The following is an 18,186-nucleotide window of genomic DNA, read 5'->3' on the forward strand; positions in this document are numbered from 1 at the left end:
ACAAATAAAAAGTGTAATTGACGTTTGAGGGGATTTTATCAACAAACAGGGATTTGCAATGGATTTTAATAATTAAAACTTCGTGGGATTATTATTCTCGTGAGGTAAACATTTCCTGTTGTTTAGGGGCATATAACGAAGATCTCTTGCTGAAGAATTGTTAACGAGTATCAAAATGGTATTCTTTCACTTTCATCAATTCAATTTTTATAACAATACATACCTGCCAGTGGTTTATATAAGTACGGGTATTTTGAGACAGCTTGTAATTTGGCGTGAAGCTAGAATGGTACTTATAAAACGGCTGGATTTTTTGCCGGATTGTACAGACTCTCTTTCTTACTATTTGTCGGCCTATCATTTTTGAAGGATGTTTTAACCCGCAATATGCATTAGAAAATCTATTACACATTGAAATTGTTTCAAAACAAGACACTCCGCTGCTTCACTTCAACTCACCATAACGATGCGATGCCTCGTTTCAGTAAAGCCTTGTTTTATTGCACTTTCAAAGTTCACGACGAAGTTCCAATGCATAATCCGGGTTTAAAAAAGTTTGTGGGGTTTCGCCCAAGGGGTATTTTAATGAAAATTAGCACCCCCTTAAAAAAGTGGTAGTAGCACTGTATTTGCGTGAGTAGCACACCTTCATTTGCTTGTAGCAAGGGCATATTTATCCGTAGCACAGATATATCATTCAGTAGCAAAGTCCCATACCTAGGTAGCAACATCATATTGACGAGTAGCGACCTTGCAATGTGGAGTAGGGTGGTATCATAGTTGGTTGCAGGAGTACATTTAAATTTATCAATCGAAAACCTTACTTTTGTGAAGTTCTAAAATTGCATAATAATGAGCAGTTCCGATTATTGCATCGACATATTTAATTACTCGAGATATAAAACTTCTGAAGTACAGATAGGTAATTTACGTTTGGGAGGAGACAACCCTATTGTAGTTCAATCCATGACTACAACCAATACCAACGATACCGAAGCCACGGTTAAGCAGATAAAAAAAATATTTGATGCCGGGGGGCAGATGGTTCGCATGACAACACAAGGACAGCGCGAAGCGAATAATCTTGAGTTTATCAATAAGGAATTAAAGCAGCAAGGTTATAATGGCCCCTTGGTGGCTGATATTCATTTTAACCCAAATGCCGCCAATATTGCGGCACAGCATATCGAAAAGGTGAGGATCAATCCGGGAAACTTTGTGGATGGTGCCAAAAAGTTTGAATCCATTGATTACACCAACGAAACGTATTACGAAGAATTGGAACTGGTGAAAAAGAAGCTCATCCCACTGTTGAATATCTGCAAGCAAAAAAATACAGCTATTCGAATTGGAACAAACCATGGTTCTTTGTCCGATAGGATTATGAGCAGGTATGGCGATACGCCCATGGGAATGGTGGAATCATGTTTGGAGTTCTTGCGGATCTGTCAAAGTGAGGATTTTCATCATATTGTTTTAAGTATTAAGGCTAGTAATGCCCGAATCATGGTTCACACGGTTAGGCTATTGGTTCAGAAAATGCATGAAGAAGGGATGAATTATCCATTGCATTTGGGTGTTACCGAAGCGGGTGAAGGTGAGGATGGAAGAATTCGTTCCGCGGTAGGAATAGGCACTTTGCTGGCTGATGGGATTGGGGATACCATCCGGGTCTCGCTTACCGAAGACCCTGAAAATGAAATTCCGGTGGCCAATGACCTGATTGCCTATACTCATGAAAAATCAAATCACGATTTGATAACGCCTGTATTGGATGCGCAGTATTTTCCTTTTAAATATGTAAAAAGGGAATCAAATGCGGTTAAAAATATTGGAGGTAACCATGTTCCCGTTGTTGTTGGTAAAGAAAAAACATTGACAGACTGCCCGGATTATATTTTTTCGGCAAATGGTAGTAATTCAAAAGCCAATATTGTTGAATTAGAAAGGTGGAAAAAATTAAACGATAAGATAAGTTGTTTTCCTCTTTTAGATGTTCATCAAATAAGTAGTTTAAAAGAGATAAAAACAGAGCTGGTATTTGTAACTGTTGTTTATTCGGATTTTAACCCTGAATTATTAAGTGAGTTAAAATCTTACCAAAACGTTGTGCTTGTTTTAAAAACGAACAATAATAATAGTATCGCTGAGCAAAGAGCTGCATTTTTGATGTTAACGGCGCATGAAATAAAGTGTCCCGTTGTTATCTATAAAAAATACCGGGAGTTGTTTAATAATCATAGCCAGCTTATGGCCTCCTGCGATTTTGGTCCCTTGTTGTTGGACGGCTTTGGAGATGGTATTTGGATTGATTACAACGAAGAAGCAGAACCCGGAATGGTGAATAAAACAGCATATTCTATATTGCAGGCGGCGAGGGTACGCTTTGAAAAACCTGATTATATTTCATGTCCGGGATGCGGAAGAACTTTGTTTGGCTTGCAGGAGACTACTGCCAAGGTGAAATCCCAAACGGCACATTTAAAAGGGTTGAAAATAGCCGTTATGGGGTGCATTGTCAATGGTCCGGGCGAAATGGCAGATGCGGATTACGGCTATGTGGGATCGGGTCCCGGTAAAATTACTTTATACCATCAGCGTGAGGTGGTTAAAAAAAATGTAGAAGAAACAGAAGCAGTCGACGAACTAATACAACTTATTAAACAAAATGGAGACTGGACGGAGCCCGTTTAGAGCTACTGAGTTAAGCGTTTTATGTTTGTTGATAGTAAAAAGTGTATAATTCATCATGTGTTAAACGAAAATAGTGTATTTTAACAAATAGTGTTGTATCTTTTTTTGCACGGTTGATTATGTTTTTCTAAATTGCAAAACTCAAGATAAACCCCATTATTGAAATCAATGAAACGACTGTTATACACTATTGTGCTCTTTACCCTTGTGTTTTCTTCGGCAAAGTCGGAGGAAATTGTATTATCTGGTACTTTTCAAGGAGATAACTTATTTGTGAAAAATCCTTTTGCGCCAAGTGGTGTTGGTTTCTGTGTTTATGAGGTTACTGTAAATGGTCTTACCTCAACCGATGAAATCAACTCGAGTGCATTCGAAGTGGATTTATCGGTTTATGGTTTTAAACAGGGACAGCCCCTTACAGTGGGTATCAAGTTTAAAGAAGGATGCCAGCCCATTGTTTTAAACCCGGAAGTTTTAAATGCCCGTGCTACCTTTGAAGTCACTAAACTTGCTGTGGATGGAGATAAGGTAAAGTGGTCGGCTGTTAAGGAAGCAGGCAGTATACCTTTTGTGGTAGAGCAGTTCAGATGGAACAAATGGATTGAAGTCGGTAAAGTAAATGGCAATGGGGCAGCGGAGGAGAGTTCGTACGAAGCGAAGGTACGTTTCCATTCAGGGGAAAATAAATTCAGGATTAAGCAGACCGATTATAGGGGTAAGCCAAAATATTCAAAGGAAGTTACATATAATTCAAACAAACCAGAGGTGAGTTTTTCGCCGAACAAAGTGGATGACGTACTTCATTTTTCTGCACCAACTTTGTACGAAATCTATGATGAGTACGGAGGAATCATATTTAAAGGGTACGGACAAACCGTTAAGGTTTCCGGATTGAAAAAAGGAAAGTATTATTTAAATATGGATAATAAATTAGCCATGTTTAGTAAAAAATAAATATCACTCTAAAGTGATATCAGGGCCGGATTTTTATCCGGCTTTTTTTGTTAAAAATATCCAATAATTGGGAACGTAACCCCAACTTTAGCAAACAATTCATTAATTTTACGGCCTTTAAAAAATAAGTAATTACAAATGGAACAAATACGCAGAACAAAAATAGCCGATGTCCTAAAAGAAACGGAATTCGGAAAAGAAGTAAATGTAAAAGGATGGGTAAGAACCCGAAGGGGTAATAAATTCGTAAATTTTATTGCACTTAACGACGGGTCGTCTATTCATAATTTGCAAATTGTTGCCGATGTTCCAAAGTTTGACGAAGAGCTGGTAAAAAGGATTACGACAGGTTCTGCTATTTCGGTGAACGGAATCTTGAGTGAATCTTCGGGTAGTGGGCAAAAGGTGGAAATACAGGCCACATCGATTGAGGTAGTGGGCGATTGTAATGCCGACGAGTATCCATTACAACCTAAAAAACATTCATTGGAGTTTTTAAGGGAGATTGCGCATCTGCGTTTCAGAACGAATACTTTTGGTGCTATTACGCGCGTGCGTCATGCCATGATTTTTGCCGTGCACAATTTTTTCTCGCAAAAAGGATTCTATAATATCCATACTCCCATTATCACCGCCTCGGATGCCGAGGGAGCGGGCGAAATGTTTAGGGTGACTACACTTGATGTGAACAATATTCCCAAAACGGAAGAGGGAGACATTGATTTTAGCCAGGATTTCTTTGGGAAATCGACCAACCTTACTGTTTCAGGTCAGCTGGAAGGAGAATTGGCGGCTTTGGCGATGAGCGAGATCTATACTTTTGGGCCTACATTTAGGGCCGAGAACTCCAATACGACGCGACACCTAGCAGAGTTTTGGATGATTGAGCCGGAGATGGCGTTTTATGATTTGAACGATAATATGGACCTGGCGGAAGAATTCACCAAGTACCTAATCAATTATGCACTTGAAAACTGCATGGAAGATTTGGAGTTCTTGAGCAAGCGTCTTCAGGAAGAAGAAAAAGGAAAGAAAGTGGAAGAGCGTTCGATGGAATTGATTGAAAAATTACGCTTTGTGGTTGAGAACGATTATATCCGACTGACATATTCCGAGGCGATTGAGATTTTAATGAACTCTAAACCGCAGAAAAAAGGTAAATTCCAGTATCCGGTTAACGGATTCGGAAGCGACCTGCAAGCAGAACACGAACGTTTTTTGGTGGAGAAACATTTTAAAAAACCGGTTATCTTAACGGATTATCCAATGTCGATCAAAGCTTTTTATATGAAGCAAAGCGAGGATGGTAAAACGGTAAGAGCCATGGATGTTCTTTTCCCGCAAATAGGCGAAATCATTGGAGGATCGCAACGGGAGGAAAGCTACGAAAAGTTAGTGGAGCGCATGAGAGTGCTTGATTTGCCTGAAAAGGAAATGTACTGGTACCTGGATACCCGACGTTTTGGATCGGTTCCCCATAGTGGATTCGGATTGGGATTTGAGCGATTGATGTTGTTTGTTACCGGGATGACCAATATTAGGGACGTAATACCATTTCCACGTACACCAAAAAACGCTGAGTTTTAGGAAATAATAAACGTAAAAAATTAGAGGAAAGCAGCTTGCGGAAACGTAAGCTGCTTTTTTCTTTCAAAAATTAGGCCAATTTATTTTTATTCTTAATGTAGATACAAAAATAGGCTCAAATTATTACATATGTAAGCGAATTATCTTAATTTTGTTGTGATGCTGTGCGTGTGTCATTTATTTACACGTGCAATTTATTGTTGAATATGTTGCATCTTTCAACTGCTTGAAGAAAGGAAAATATGTTAAAACAGAGTTTACAACAAAAGTTGCTTCAGAAATTATCACCTTTGCAAATTCAGGTGATTAAACTGTTGGAGATTCCTGCGGCACAACTTGAGCAACGCATCAAGAAAGAAATTGAAGAAAATCCGGTTTTAGAACTTGATGGCGAGGGTAAAGATAACGATTCTGACGAGCCCGAGGTAAAAGAGCAGGAAGTTGAAAAGGATGAGCTTTCTATTGACGATTATATTCAAAATGAGGATATTCCAGCTTACAAGCTTCAATCCCGAAATTTTTCCAAGGACGATAAGCATGAAGATATTCCATTTTCGGATGGCACTACTTTTCATGAATTTTTGACAGATCAATTGGGGCTGCGTATTTTAGATGAGCGGCAGCGCCTGATGGCCGAGCACATAGTCGGTAATATTGATGAAGACGGATACCTCCGCAGGGAGATAGATGAAATTATCGACGATATAGCCTTTAGCCAAAATGTGGAATTGGAAGAGCGTGAGGCGTTGGATGTGCTCGAAATAGTTCAGGACTTCGAACCTGTAGGTGTTGGTGCCCGGGATTTGCAGGAGTGTTTGTTACTTCAATTAGAAAAAAAAGACAGAAGTTTTCCTGCTGTTGAGGATGCTTACAATATCATTAAGTACCATTTTGAGGAGTTCACCAAAAAGCATTACGATAAAATAACCAAACGCCTGCATCTGGAAGAAGCAGATGTGAAAGACGCGATAGAGGAAATACTCAAGCTCAACCCTAAGCCGGGAAGCTCATATAGTAACCCCATGCACAAAATGGTTCAGCATATCATCCCCGATTTTATTTTAGAGATTAAAGATGGTAAGCCGGAGATTTCGTTAAATATCCGTAATATTCCAGAACTTAGGATCAGCCAAACGTATTCAGATATGTTGCAAGATTATTCCGGTAACAAAAAAAACCGATCCAAGGATAAAAAAGAGGCTGTTATGTTTGTGAAACAGAAGCTCGATTCCGCCAAATGGTTTATCGATGCCATCAAACAACGGCAGAATACCTTGTTGGTAACTATGAATGCTATTCTTCAATACCAGAAAGAATATTTTTTAGAAGGGGACGAAACAAAGTTGAGGCCTATGATATTAAAGGATATAGCCGAAATAACAGAGTTGGATATTTCCACAATTTCAAGGGTTTCCAACAGTAAATATATCCAAACACACTTTGGGATTTTCCCATTAAAGTTTTTCTTTTCCGAAGGTATGCAAACGGATTCGGGTGAGGAAGTATCTACACGCGAGATCAAAAAAATACTCTCGGAATGTATCGAAGCTGAGGATAAGAGAAAACCTTTAACCGACGATAAACTATCGCAGATATTAAAGGAAAAGTCGTATAACATTGCCAGAAGAACGGTTGCCAAATATCGCGAGCAGTTGAACATTCCAGTTGCCAGGTTGCGCAAAGAGTTATAATGGGTAAAGAATTATTTTAAATGGTCAAAAAAATTGCTTCCATTCTTTCTTTGTTGCTACATCCACTTTTAATGCCCACCATTGGTTTGTTGGTCATTTTTAGTACGCAAAGCCATGTTACATTTATTCCTTTTGAATATCGAAGGATGGTTTCAATTATAGTGTTAGTAAGTACCTGCATTTTACCGTTGAGCATAATGCCCTTGTATTTGCAAACCGGTATGGTTAAGTCTATACAAATGGAAACGGCCAAAGAACGCATTGTTCCTTTGTTGACCACTTCAGGTTTTTTTCTTTTGGGGTATTTCTTCCTTAAAAAATTTCAGTTGCCCGCCTTTATTCCTTTGTTCTTTTTAGGTACGCTGGTAGCTGTACTGCTTTCCATGAGCATTTCATTTTTTTGGAAGATAAGTATTCACATGGTGGGCATAGGCGGTTTATTGGGTGCCTTGGTTTCCATGTCCTTAAAATATGGGGTAAACACCCATCTTTGGATGTTAGCTGTTATTTTGGTAGCAGGGATGCTAGGTAGTAGCAGGTTAATTTTGGGCGCACATAGTCCAAGCCAGGTATATTCAGGTTTTGTGTTGGGGTTAATGGTTATTTGTACAATTGTACTTATATAAAAGGAGACCTCCGGTTGCAGTAAAAGGATTTTTGTATTGAAAGTAGTGGCCTTACTATACCGATTTTACCTGCTTTTTCGCATCCAGCGCGGCGCAATTCCGTTCGGGGTACGTTGTCCAAATGCATAACTATTCGCGTTAACCGTCCTAACATCCTCGATCGAATAGAATGCTCTAGGATTAAACTTTTGTATTAGCCCAATCACTTGTTTTATTTTATTGCGCGAAACAATGGAATAGATCACATGCACAGCGCCATCTTTGCCTTTTGCATCTATAGAGGTAACCCCAAAACCACCTCCGCGTAGCGTTTCAATTAACGTGCTGGCATCGCGCGACGTCACAATGCGAATCATTTGAATACCAATAGCCATCCGCTCCTCAATTCTCAAACCCACATAGTTGCCTGTCGCAAATCCTGCTGCATAAGCCACATAACAGGTCCAGTTGTCCAGGTTTTCAAAGATACGCGTGATGGCAATCAACCAAATAAGTATTTCAAAAAATCCCAAAATCGGTGCGACCACTTTATTCCCTCTCGAAACAAAAATGATACGTATGGTATCCATACTTACATCCAGAATTCTAGCAAAAAAAATCATCAAAGGAACGAGGATGTATATAAATAAAAACGAATCGTAAAATGCTGCATCCATATTTGCCGGTTGTTGTGGAATTGATTTGTGGCCGCTTGCAAACTTGCGGAACGATAAAGGCCACCAAAAATGGCAGCCTAAATCAGTTTATTTTTTACTCCAATACCAATTATTGGATTACTACATAAGAGCGTCAAGCTTTGAAGCCAAAATGGTTTTTGGAACAGCACCTACTTGCTTGTCAACAACCTCTCCGCCCTTAAAGAAAAGGATGGTTGGAATGTTTCTGATACCAAATTTAACCGATGTGCCAGGGTTACTGTCTACGTCCATTTTAGTGATCACTGCTTTGTCACCATACTCGTCGGCCAACTCTTTTACTACAGGAGCTACCATTCTACAAGGGCCGCACCATTCTGCCCAAAAGTCAACCAATACAGGTTTGTCCGAGTTTAAAACTACTTCTTCAAAATTTGCGTCTGTTACTTCAATAGCCATAACTTGATATTATAAAAATTTATACTTTAATTTTCCAATTGTTCTAATACAAAAATAGTAAATAAGTTTGTCCTTTGGCAAAATAATACCGATATGTTAATGATATTAGCTTTAAAATCACTTCATATTTAACGCTTTCATTCATCATCGGCATAAGGTCAAGGGCTTAATATTTAGTCAAAACGGTATAATGTCCAAACATAAACATATATAATTCCCTGTATGTATATATTATTTATTTTGGGTTTATCTATTGCAGTATGAATATACTAATTAAATATGAATCACCAATCACCCGGATAAAATAGTTGACCATACCTTTTTACTATGCTATTTGGGGTTTAGCTCAAGCAGCGTCGAGATGGGATAATGGTCGCTGTGGTAAACCTTTTTTCTTTTGTAATTATATCCTTTGAACGCCGGGTCGTGAAAAATAAAATCTATCCTGAAGGATGGCAGGTTACCATTATATGTCCCTCCGAGACCATTTCCCGATTCAATAAAAGCATCCTTTAATTCTCCCCGTACCTTTCGATAAACATAAGATACTGGAGTGTCATTAAAATCGCCGCACACAATAGCAGGGTATGGCGAATTTTGAATATGGCGGCCTATAGTTTCTGCTTGAGTAGCGCGGTGTGCAAATGCGGTGTTTATTTTCGTAAAAATTTCGTAGGCCCCTTTCCTTCTTTCTTTGTCGCTCTTAAATTCCAGGCTGTCGATAAAATTATAATTTTCTCGCTTCAGGCGAATAGATTCTAAATGATTGTTGAATATCCTAATTTTTTGCCCGTTTATGTTGATGTCGGTTTGCGAACTGAAATTGGTCGTGTTTTCGAACATCAATGGTTTTTTATCTATGATAGGGTATTTGGAAAACGTGGCCAGGCCATACTTTTTGCCGGATTCTGTTTCGATATTGTATTCCAGGTGTTTGTATTTGAATTGCTTAAACTTTGACAGTATATAGTTTTCGGAATATTGCTGGTTATCGTTATTGATATAGAATTCCTGAATGCAAAGCACATCAGGATTCTGATCTTTTATAAACTGATAAATTTTCTGTGGTGTAGCCAGGTCACCCGTCCAAACATATTTATCAAACATCCGCACATTGTACGACATTATGCTAACCGGCTTTTGCAGCTCCGTTTTATCCACCTTTTTACCTGTGTTAATGGTAAAGACGGCATGCCATTGTGTCCATGTTATGATGAGGGCCAGCAATGAGAACACCAAGCGTTTTCTTTTCTTTAAAGCCCAGTAAACCACAAAAAACAAGTTGGTTAACCAAAGCAAAGGAAAGGCAAACCCTACAAACGACAGAAAACTGATATGTGCTGGGCTAACATAAGCTCCCAGATAGGCGAGTCCAATCAGAACAAGTGCTATCGTGTTGATAAGCGTAATAAAGGAACGGGTTATTTTGTGAAAGATCTTAGGCATTAATTATTGCTTGCGTTAAACAAATCATCTTTTTCTTGTTTGGTCAAGCTATCGTAACCGCTGGTTTTTATTTTGTCCAATATCCTATCAATATCACCTTGTTTCTTTTTTTTGTTGGCGTTGTAATCCAAATCGCTCACGGGGCGTTTTGAGCGTGAGTGTGTGACCGTCATTTTGGGTTTGCGCGAAAACATGGAAGCCAGATTATCCATGAAATGATTAAAACGTCTCGTGATATCTTTGTTTTTAACAGCCCTTGATGCGAAATACATGCCTAACAAAGCCCCTCCGATATGCGCCAGATGTCCTCCTGTATTTGAGAAGGATGGAATGGCAATTAAATCCAAAACCAACAATCCAATGGCCAAATACATCAGTTTAACAGGGCCAATTAATATTAAGTGAACTTTATAGTTTGGCGCATAACTGGCAGCGCCAAAAATAATGGCCATCACCGAAGCCGAAGCCCCCATCATAATGGGTGATTCGGTAAAACTGTTTAGTGCGGGAAAAATGTTGTACGAAAGAATATACAATAAGGCTCCAGCCAACCCACCCATAAAATACACCCCTAAAAGTTGTCGAGAATTAAAGTATTGTAAAAAGATTCTGCCAAACCAAAACAAATAAAGCATATTGAAAAGGATATGCATAAAATCGAAATGCAGGAACATGTAGGTGAAAATACTCCAGGGCTTAAACAGCAATGCTCCCGGATCGGCTGGTACAGAAAACCAACTTTTTATCATATCGACCAGATGGCCTTGTTGGGCCAACGAAAAGAAAACATCTAAAATTAAAAATGCCAAAAATACACCTATATTAACATAGATAAGTCTGGTCACAACGCCGCCTCGTCTAAAAGATTCCCTAATTTCGTCTGCAATTGCCATATTTTTAAAAATAGCTATTTTGTTGATGTAAATAAATAAAAAACGATTAAAATTGTTTCTTTCGCCAAAATCTTATCAAAATAAATCCGAAGAGCATTCCGCCCAGGTGAGCCAGGTGAGCCACGTTATCGCCCGGATTGTTCTGCATTAAAAGAAATATCTCAAGTCCGCCATATCCCATTACAAAATATTTTGCCTTCATTGGAATAATCATATAAAGGTATATCTGCTCGTTAGGAAACATCATACCAAATGCCAATAACAAACCAAATACCGCTCCCGAAGCCCCAACCATGGGCACGTTAACCAGGTGGTTGAGGGAAGCCGCTGTTTCGTTCACATAGTTCTTTCCACTTGATAATATCGAATGGCCTTGTGCATATATTTCAGAAACTATTTCTGGGGGTAAGCTGGCGGCCATCATTTTTGCCCTGATAAAAGCAACCAATACATATAATACTCCTGCACCTAGACCCGTGACTAAATAATAAAACAAGAATTTTTGGGGTCCCCAGGTGCGCTCCAGTATTCGTCCGAACATGAATACGGCAAACATATTAAAGAATACGTGCGTAAAATCCCTGCTGCTATGCATAAACATATACGACAAATACTGGTAAAAGCTGAACTGCTGGCTTCCCGGAGTGTATAAGCCAAATATTTCGTTGAAATCAATTCTTGTATAACCGATCCCCGGAATATTAACACCTTGTACAAAAATATATGTAGCAAAGAATATTAACACATTAATGATCAGTAGGTTTTTGACGACCGGTGGTATGTTACTAAAAAAGCCTTGTTGTTGATACATAAAAGTAGTTTCAAAATTGTTATAGATATCTAATAGCGATTCGTTAATGAAATAAGCGTTAAATTTACTTCGTATTTAACGCTATCATTAATCGTCGGCATTATACTCTATGTGCTAATCTTATTCAATAAATGGTATAACAAGCATTAAGCCAAATTGATTTGTGGTTCATCAAATTAGTGATTAGTGCCACTTTGTCATACCGGTGTGATTCTAAAATGCCGCAATACCTTATTCCGTTTGTAATCCGTCCTGAAAAATCTATCAGCATTATACATATGGTGTTAGTTTATTAAAATAATATCATTTAAATCGCATTTCTATTTCATCATTCGACAGGATGGAAATCACAGGTTTGCCATCGGGAGAATAGTTGGGTACCTGACAGGCAAAAAGTTGGCCAATCAATTCGTCCATTTCCTGATTACTGAGAAACTGGCCCGATTTAATGGCTGATTGTTTGGCCATGGAACGCGCAATCCTTTCTTTTAAATCAGCCTCCAGGTTAACCTCGCCCAACTTGTAATCGTGTATAATTTCATCGAGCAGCAATTTAGGATTCATTTTTTCCATGTTAACAGGCATTCCCCTTACTTCAAAGGTATGGTCACTGTGTTCGGCCATATCAAGACCAAACAACTGAAGGTCTGGCAGTAATTCTTTCACTACCAAGGCATCCTCGGCATTAAACTCCAGTTGTTCCGGGAACAGGCTTTGTTGAGTCATACTCTGCTTATTGGTGATGGATAACATCAAGCGTTCAAACAAAATCCTTTCGTGGGCTCGTTTTTGATCCACCATCATTAAACCTGATTTACCGGAGGTAAGAATGTACTTGCTCTTAAACTGGAAACACGAAGCACCAGAAGCAGCTTCTATATCGGTATTGCCCGAAAGAAAGGTTTGTTGTTGAGGTTCGGGTGCCGTTTCCCAATTTGATGTAGTTACGGTTTGGCTCGGTTGTGGTATGTCAAATGGCATGTTGCCTTTTTCCGCTTCAAAGTCATTGTACAACTGTTCCCATCCTTTGGGTGATGGTGAAGAAGTGCGTGTTCCGCCTCCACTGTTTGTTGCAGAAGAACTGCCTGCCCCAAAACCGGAAGGATCAGGGATGGGTGTGTCAAAAGGATTGAAAAAAGGGTTGACTTCTATCTCCGGGTTTTCTTTTTCAGCGTCTTTGTCACTAACCGGAATATCCACCATATCAGCGGTGTCAAAATCGATCGTTGGAATCATATTGTGCTTTCCCAGACTCTCTTTGATTGTGGCATTTAATATGTGCCAGATGGCCCGCTCATCCTCAAACTTGATTTCTGTTTTGGTGGGATGAATGTTGATGTCGATAATTTTAGGATCCACTTCAAAATATAAAAAGTAGGCAGGAATTGTATTAGGCGATATCAGGTTGGCATAGGCCTCGGTAATGGCCTTGTGCAAATATGGATGGCGCATATAACGTTGGTTCACAAAAAAGAACTGGTCGCCCGATGATTTGCGCGCTGCCTCGGGCTTGCCAACATAACCGTGAATCTTGACTAATGTAGTGTCGGTTTCTACAGGAACCAACTGGCTGTTCATTCCCTTGCCCACCATATTGATAATCCGCTGTCGTAAATTTGATACTGGGAGCTGAAACAGGGGCATTTTGTTATGCTCCAAGCTAAAACTGATGTCGGGATTGGCCAATACGATTCGCTGGAATTCGTTGATGAGATGTCGGAGTTCGGTACTGTCTTTCTTTAAGAACTTGCGTCGGGCTGGAACGTTGTAAAACAGGTTGCGGACGATAAAGTTACTCCCTGTAGGGCAATTGATAACTTCCTGATTTTCGACCTGTGAGCCTGAAATAACCAAATGGGTTCCCAGCTCGTCGCCATGTTTTTTTGTTTTTAGCTCTGTTTGTGCCACGGCTGCGATAGAAGCCAAGGCCTCACCTCTAAATCCCATGGTACGAATGGCAAACAAATCGTTTACGTCTTTTATTTTTGAAGTGGCATGCCGTTCAAAAGCAAGGCGTGCATCGGTGGCGGACATGCCGCAACCGTTGTCAATCACTTGTACCAGTGTGCGCCCCGCATCTTTAATAATGACTTTGATATCGGTGCTGCCTGCATCAATGGCGTTCTCAACCAGTTCCTTTAACATGGAACCTGGACGTTGAATAACTTCGCCCGCTGCAATTTGGTTGGCCACAGAGTCGGGCAATAACTGAATAATATCTGACATAAACTAACCTTGTATATAAAAGAAAACACCTGCTAAACAGATGTTTTCATGATCAAATAGGTATTGAAAAATCGTATTTTGAGTGAAACCGAAGAATTACATATATTTAAGAATCCACTCCGAGCTCGACATGAGTAAATAGTAAAATACGATCATTAATCCAATGAGTATGATCGCTAACCTTACATTTGATTTTCTCTTTTCCTTACGGGCAATATCAAAGCTGCCCTTTATTTTCCGGCGCATTTTACCCCGTATCCTGTCTTCAGCGCTTCTATCGTCATCTTCAACCTCAACGCCAAGTTCTGATTTAATTCTTCTGGCTCTTTCTTCACGTTCCTCCTTGGCTTCATCATAATAAATTGGTGTATGATGAAACGTACGGTGCCTAGCTGTTTTGATAAAGGAAAATTTCATTGTTAAATCTCGTTGAATGAATGTAAATCAACTGAATGTCAACCGTGTAATGCAATTGTTCAGCTTATATTTACATTCAAATATTATTCCATTACGAATTTTTTATTATCGATATACAAAGATACAAGTATTATTTTTATTTGCAGCCAATGTTGACAACTACTCTACTAAATCGTAACCCATATTCTTCCCTTTTTCAACAGCGGGAATTCCATATTGCATCCAAACGGGAGCAGGTTTCCCTTTGAGGTAATGGTCGAAAAATTGCATCATACGAATGCTTAGGTCAATGGAGTTAGCCCTACGGGTCAAGTTGTGTTGCTCGTTGTTGTATGTAAGCATCCAGGCAGGTTTATCCAATCTTCGCATGGCCACAAACATTTCTATGCCCTGATACCAGGGTACAGCGCCATCATTGTCGTTATGCATCATTAATAGCGGGGTTTCAATTTGTGGGGCGTAAAAAACGGGTGAGTTTTCCACGTATTTCGAGAATTTATCCCAAAGTGTTCCCCCAATCCTGGACTGGGTATGCTCATATTGGAACATTCGGCTCATACCGCTTCCCCAGCGTATTCCGCCATAGGCACTGGTCATATTGCTTACTGGTGCGCCTGCCATGGCAGCTTTAAACATATTGGTTCGGGTAATCATATAAGCGGTTTGGTATCCTCCCCAACTTTGCCCTTGTAACCCCATATTTTTTTCATCTATGAAATCAAATTTCTGAGTCATGGCCATTACGCCTCCCATAATTGCCTCGTATGCGCACAAGCCTGGATCTCCTGTTCTGTATGCTATGTCCGGGATGAAGATAACATAACCGTTACTTGCATACATTGTCCAGTTAACTGTCGATCGACTCGGGCGAGGTGAATGGTGGTAGTTCAGCCTATCAGAACTCCGCTCGTAATAATAGACAATCATGGGATATTTTTTACTTGTATCCAGATCTTCGGGCGTAACCAATAAGCCTTGATATTTTTTGCCATCCAGCGCAGTGTAATCAACCAGTTGAATATTACCCCAATTGTAGTCCTTTTGTTGAGGATTGGTATTTGAAAGTACTTTTTCATTGGCGAAATCCAGGGCACTAAGGTATAATTCGGGATATACATTAAACGTGCCTTTCCGCCATATTAACTGATCCGATTTTTTCGCCTTGACAGGAGTTTCAAGATATGAGGCTTCATCTAAACCTTTATTCCAGATGCCATTCTTTAGCCAGCCGTAACCCTGGTTTTTGCTTGATTCGTTAAAGGTGTTCAACAAAATACCTTGGGTTTCATCAATATATTTGATATCCTTATCCAGATTTTTATATCGGTACCTGGTGGTGTGTTTACGCCCCATGCCTCTGGTCAGGTTCAGAGGTTCGGTTTTCATTTTAGTATCGAACTTCCAGATATCATAACGGTCGTAGATGTATACATGAGCGCTTTCGGGACTCCATCCGGCTACACCATATGCTTGTGGCGAATTAGGGACGTCGTTCAGCTCGTCGTAAAAGGCAACGTCCAACTTTTTATTTAAAGCGATTTGAGTTTTTTTACGAATATTATTCAGGTGCCATAGACTGTCTTTTGGATTGAACCAGCATAAATATTTCCCGTCTGGCGAAAAGCTGTATTTATTGGTCACCTTCTCCTGGACCAATGTTTTTTTTCCCGACTTTAAATCAATTGTATAAATATCCCGGGCAAAAACACCGTTCCATGAAGATGCTTTTTCATAAGGTGATCGGTCGTAACCAATAGCAAAATCCCAATTTCCCTTATCGGGTATGTCAACCGATTTTAATTGTTCCGTTTCAAGTTGCCGGATGATGCCTTCCTTGCAAAGGTATGCAGCAACATATGCCCTGTCCTTCTCTTTTGAAATATTTTTTTTCTGCATGGGTTGCAAGCGGGTATCTTTCCAGTTCCATACATCGACAAATACTTTTTCATCTTTTAACAAGGTATCTTTTGATTCTTCCTTTGGCCTTTTGCCTGTGCCAAAAAACAGCTTATCCCCATTTTCAGAGAACCACAATCTTCCTTTGGTGTGGGCACACCATCCAACAGGAAGATCATTATGTGCCGTGTCGACCACAGTGGTAAGCTCATTCTTCTTTTGGCGCCAGTAATACAATCGGTATGTCTTGGTTTTTACAGTATCTGGACTAAATAAAAAACCAATCTGCTCAGCTTTGTTATTTGCGGTTAATGCATGTAATTTTCCTTGTTTGTGAAATAGGCTATCGATAATTAAATTGTTCGTATTTAACCTTTTTATCTTGGTTTCTTCCAGGCTATCGCCTACCGATTGTGATATAAACAGGGCATCACCAAACTCGGGCACAAAGTATTTGCTTACATTTTCAAAAGAAATACTGTCGCCCATTGTTGGGTTTAAATAAACCAATTGGGTACCTTCCGTTTTGAATTTCTTTGCTGGTTTCTTCCTATGTCTTGCAGAATCGGGCTTGTTTTCGGTGGATTTGCTTAATTTTTTTTTCAAGGTGGCAGCAGTTGTGTCCTGCGCTGTGGTGTCGGATTTCTCTCTTTTTTTTGGGGCCATACTTTTATGAAAATGGGCTGCAAGCCAGTTCCCCTGTTTTTGCGGTATGGTAAAAGCTTTTATCCTTGGATAGGTTTTCTTTTCTCCATTTAGTAAGTTCCACACGCACAAGGTGTCTTTGGGCATTTTGTCGCTTTTTGTTTTTTTCAGCTGAAGTGCCCTGATGGTATCGGCTTGGGGGATAACTTTAAAGGCAATAAAGTCGTTCTCAGGGGAAAAAGTAGCCTGCTTGCCGCGAGGTACAGAGTCAAGTCGTTGCGAGTCAACATTGTACAGATAAAGGTAACCGTCCCCTTTTTGCGGATTTATTTCATAAGAGATCCATTTGCCATTGTTCGATATTTTTTGATTAGACAGTGATTTCCAATGGTCATAGTCCTTGAAGGAGAGGGTTTTTTTATGCTGGGAATTACCAAGACTTGTTATTAGAACAAGTGATAGAAAAAGGGATAGCCTTGTCATAGTCACGATGAATAAGTTTTTAATAGAAGAGCCGAATATAATCAATTCATATATTAACCCATGTGATTTTTAACAAGAATGCCTAATTTATAACAGAAACATAATATCAGTATTTTAAAAGTATTTCTCGTAAGCAGCAAAGATTAATTTGTCCAATAAGAGATGTCGATGTAGGCTCCATATAACACTATTTCGTTATTGCGGATGTCCGAACGCAAATGTCCTTTAATTTGAATCAACCTAATGTTGCCGCTATCGTCAATAATCCTAACCTGAATAATTTTAGTGGTGTCGCCGTTAATCCATTCGTTAAACCCTTGCACAAAGCGCTGTAAATCGGCTACTACTATTAGCGATTTAAAACTACTGAAAGCACAACTGGTACATTTATCCAAACCTAAAACATGCTTAATCCCATCGGAAAGTTGTAGGATATCCTCTTGCACGTTATACATCCAATAGCCAATAGCTCCCTGTATATTGGGAGATTCATTGTATTTTTCCGATTCTGACACTTTGGGCATTATTCTGTTTTCTAACGTCAATTAACTATGGCATTGGTTTATTATACGGCATCAATTTCGAAAAGGTTACGGGGCGTATATGTATTATGAATTAACTGAGAGTCAATAATCTCGACGGGGATAATACATTCTTTGGCCGATAGTATTCCACATTTGCAATCATCTTTAGGGAATTTGATGCGTAAGGTAGTTCAAGTAA

14 protein-coding genes are annotated in these 18,186 nt (G+C 39.4%); 5 read left to right on the top strand and 9 right to left on the bottom strand.

The genetic code is table 11. The features are described from left to right. The first annotated feature begins 852 nt into the window (after positions 1-852). The 5 genes from ispG to ACRD64_RS03825 all read left to right on the top strand — a co-directional run bounded on the left by ispG (position 853) and on the right by ACRD64_RS03825 (position 7,552). Entirely contained in the window at positions 853-2,694 is a 1,842-nt protein-coding gene (ispG, locus tag ACRD64_RS03805) for a (E)-4-hydroxy-3-methylbut-2-enyl-diphosphate synthase (protein ID WP_430931837.1), read from the top strand. 168 nt (positions 2,695-2,862) lie between these two features. Then, positions 2,863-3,648, top strand: coding sequence for a hypothetical protein (locus tag ACRD64_RS03810; RefSeq protein ID WP_430931838.1), 786 nt, complete (start codon positions 2,863-2,865; stop codon positions 3,646-3,648). 138 nt (positions 3,649-3,786) lie between these two features. Next, positions 3,787-5,235 carry an asparagine--tRNA ligase gene (gene asnS / locus ACRD64_RS03815; protein WP_430931839.1) on the top strand — a complete coding sequence of 483 codons (1,449 nt, stop codon included), beginning with the start codon at positions 3,787-3,789 and terminating at the stop codon, positions 5,233-5,235. Between the two features lie 242 nt (positions 5,236-5,477). After that, entirely contained in the window at positions 5,478-6,926 is a 1,449-nt protein-coding gene (gene rpoN, locus ACRD64_RS03820; protein ID WP_430931840.1) for an RNA polymerase factor sigma-54, read from the top strand. 20 nt (positions 6,927-6,946) lie between these two features. After that, positions 6,947-7,552, top strand: coding sequence for a PAP2 family protein (locus ACRD64_RS03825; RefSeq protein WP_430931841.1), 606 nt, complete (start codon positions 6,947-6,949; stop codon positions 7,550-7,552). Positions 7,553-7,617: 65 nt separating this feature from the next. Here the strand turns inward: ACRD64_RS03825 and ACRD64_RS03830 are convergent, their stop codons facing one another. The 9 genes from ACRD64_RS03830 to ACRD64_RS03870 all read right to left on the bottom strand — a co-directional run bounded on the left by ACRD64_RS03830 (position 7,618) and on the right by ACRD64_RS03870 (position 17,987). Further along, positions 7,618-8,208: a DUF2179 domain-containing protein gene (locus ACRD64_RS03830; protein WP_430931842.1), complete on the bottom strand. Its 591-nt coding sequence runs from the start codon at positions 8,206-8,208 to the stop codon at positions 7,618-7,620. Positions 8,209-8,328: 120 nt separating this feature from the next. Then, complete coding sequence (gene trxA / locus ACRD64_RS03835) at positions 8,329-8,646, bottom strand: thioredoxin (protein WP_430931843.1); 318 nt, start codon at positions 8,644-8,646, stop codon at positions 8,329-8,331. A 330-nt stretch (positions 8,647-8,976) separates the two neighbouring features. Continuing rightward, positions 8,977-10,092 carry an endonuclease/exonuclease/phosphatase family protein gene (locus tag ACRD64_RS03840; RefSeq protein ID WP_430931844.1) on the bottom strand — a complete coding sequence of 372 codons (1,116 nt, stop codon included), beginning with the start codon at positions 10,090-10,092 and terminating at the stop codon, positions 8,977-8,979. Then, positions 10,092-10,985 (bottom strand): rhomboid family intramembrane serine protease, encoded by an 894-nt coding sequence (locus ACRD64_RS03845; protein ID WP_430931845.1) that lies wholly within the window; start codon positions 10,983-10,985, stop codon positions 10,092-10,094. The genes ACRD64_RS03840 and ACRD64_RS03845 overlap by 1 nt, the downstream gene beginning before the upstream one ends. Positions 10,986-11,031: 46 nt before the next feature. Then, positions 11,032-11,796: a rhomboid family intramembrane serine protease gene (locus ACRD64_RS03850; RefSeq protein ID WP_430931847.1), complete on the bottom strand. Its 765-nt coding sequence runs from the start codon at positions 11,794-11,796 to the stop codon at positions 11,032-11,034. A 303-nt stretch (positions 11,797-12,099) separates the two neighbouring features. Then, positions 12,100-14,022, bottom strand: coding sequence for a DNA mismatch repair endonuclease MutL (gene mutL / locus ACRD64_RS03855; protein ID WP_430931849.1), 1,923 nt, complete (start codon positions 14,020-14,022; stop codon positions 12,100-12,102). A 96-nt stretch (positions 14,023-14,118) separates the two neighbouring features. Next, the gene (locus tag ACRD64_RS03860) at positions 14,119-14,439 is read right to left on the bottom strand and encodes a hypothetical protein (RefSeq protein WP_430931851.1); all 321 of its coding nucleotides are present in this window, start codon (positions 14,437-14,439) and stop codon (positions 14,119-14,121) included. A gap of 159 nt (positions 14,440-14,598) precedes the next feature. Further along, on the bottom strand, positions 14,599-17,463 hold the full coding sequence (locus ACRD64_RS03865; RefSeq protein ID WP_430931853.1) for a prolyl oligopeptidase family serine peptidase: 2,865 nt from the start codon (positions 17,461-17,463) through the stop codon (positions 14,599-14,601). Positions 17,464-17,606: 143 nt separating this feature from the next. Next, complete coding sequence (locus ACRD64_RS03870; RefSeq protein ID WP_430931855.1) at positions 17,607-17,987, bottom strand: hypothetical protein; 381 nt, start codon at positions 17,985-17,987, stop codon at positions 17,607-17,609. Between the last annotated feature and the right edge of the window lie 199 nt (positions 17,988-18,186).

It is taken from the genome of Saccharicrinis sp. 156 (assembly GCF_050589685.1).
In the GTDB taxonomy this organism is placed as follows: Bacteria; Bacteroidota; Bacteroidia; order Bacteroidales; family Marinilabiliaceae; genus Saccharicrinis.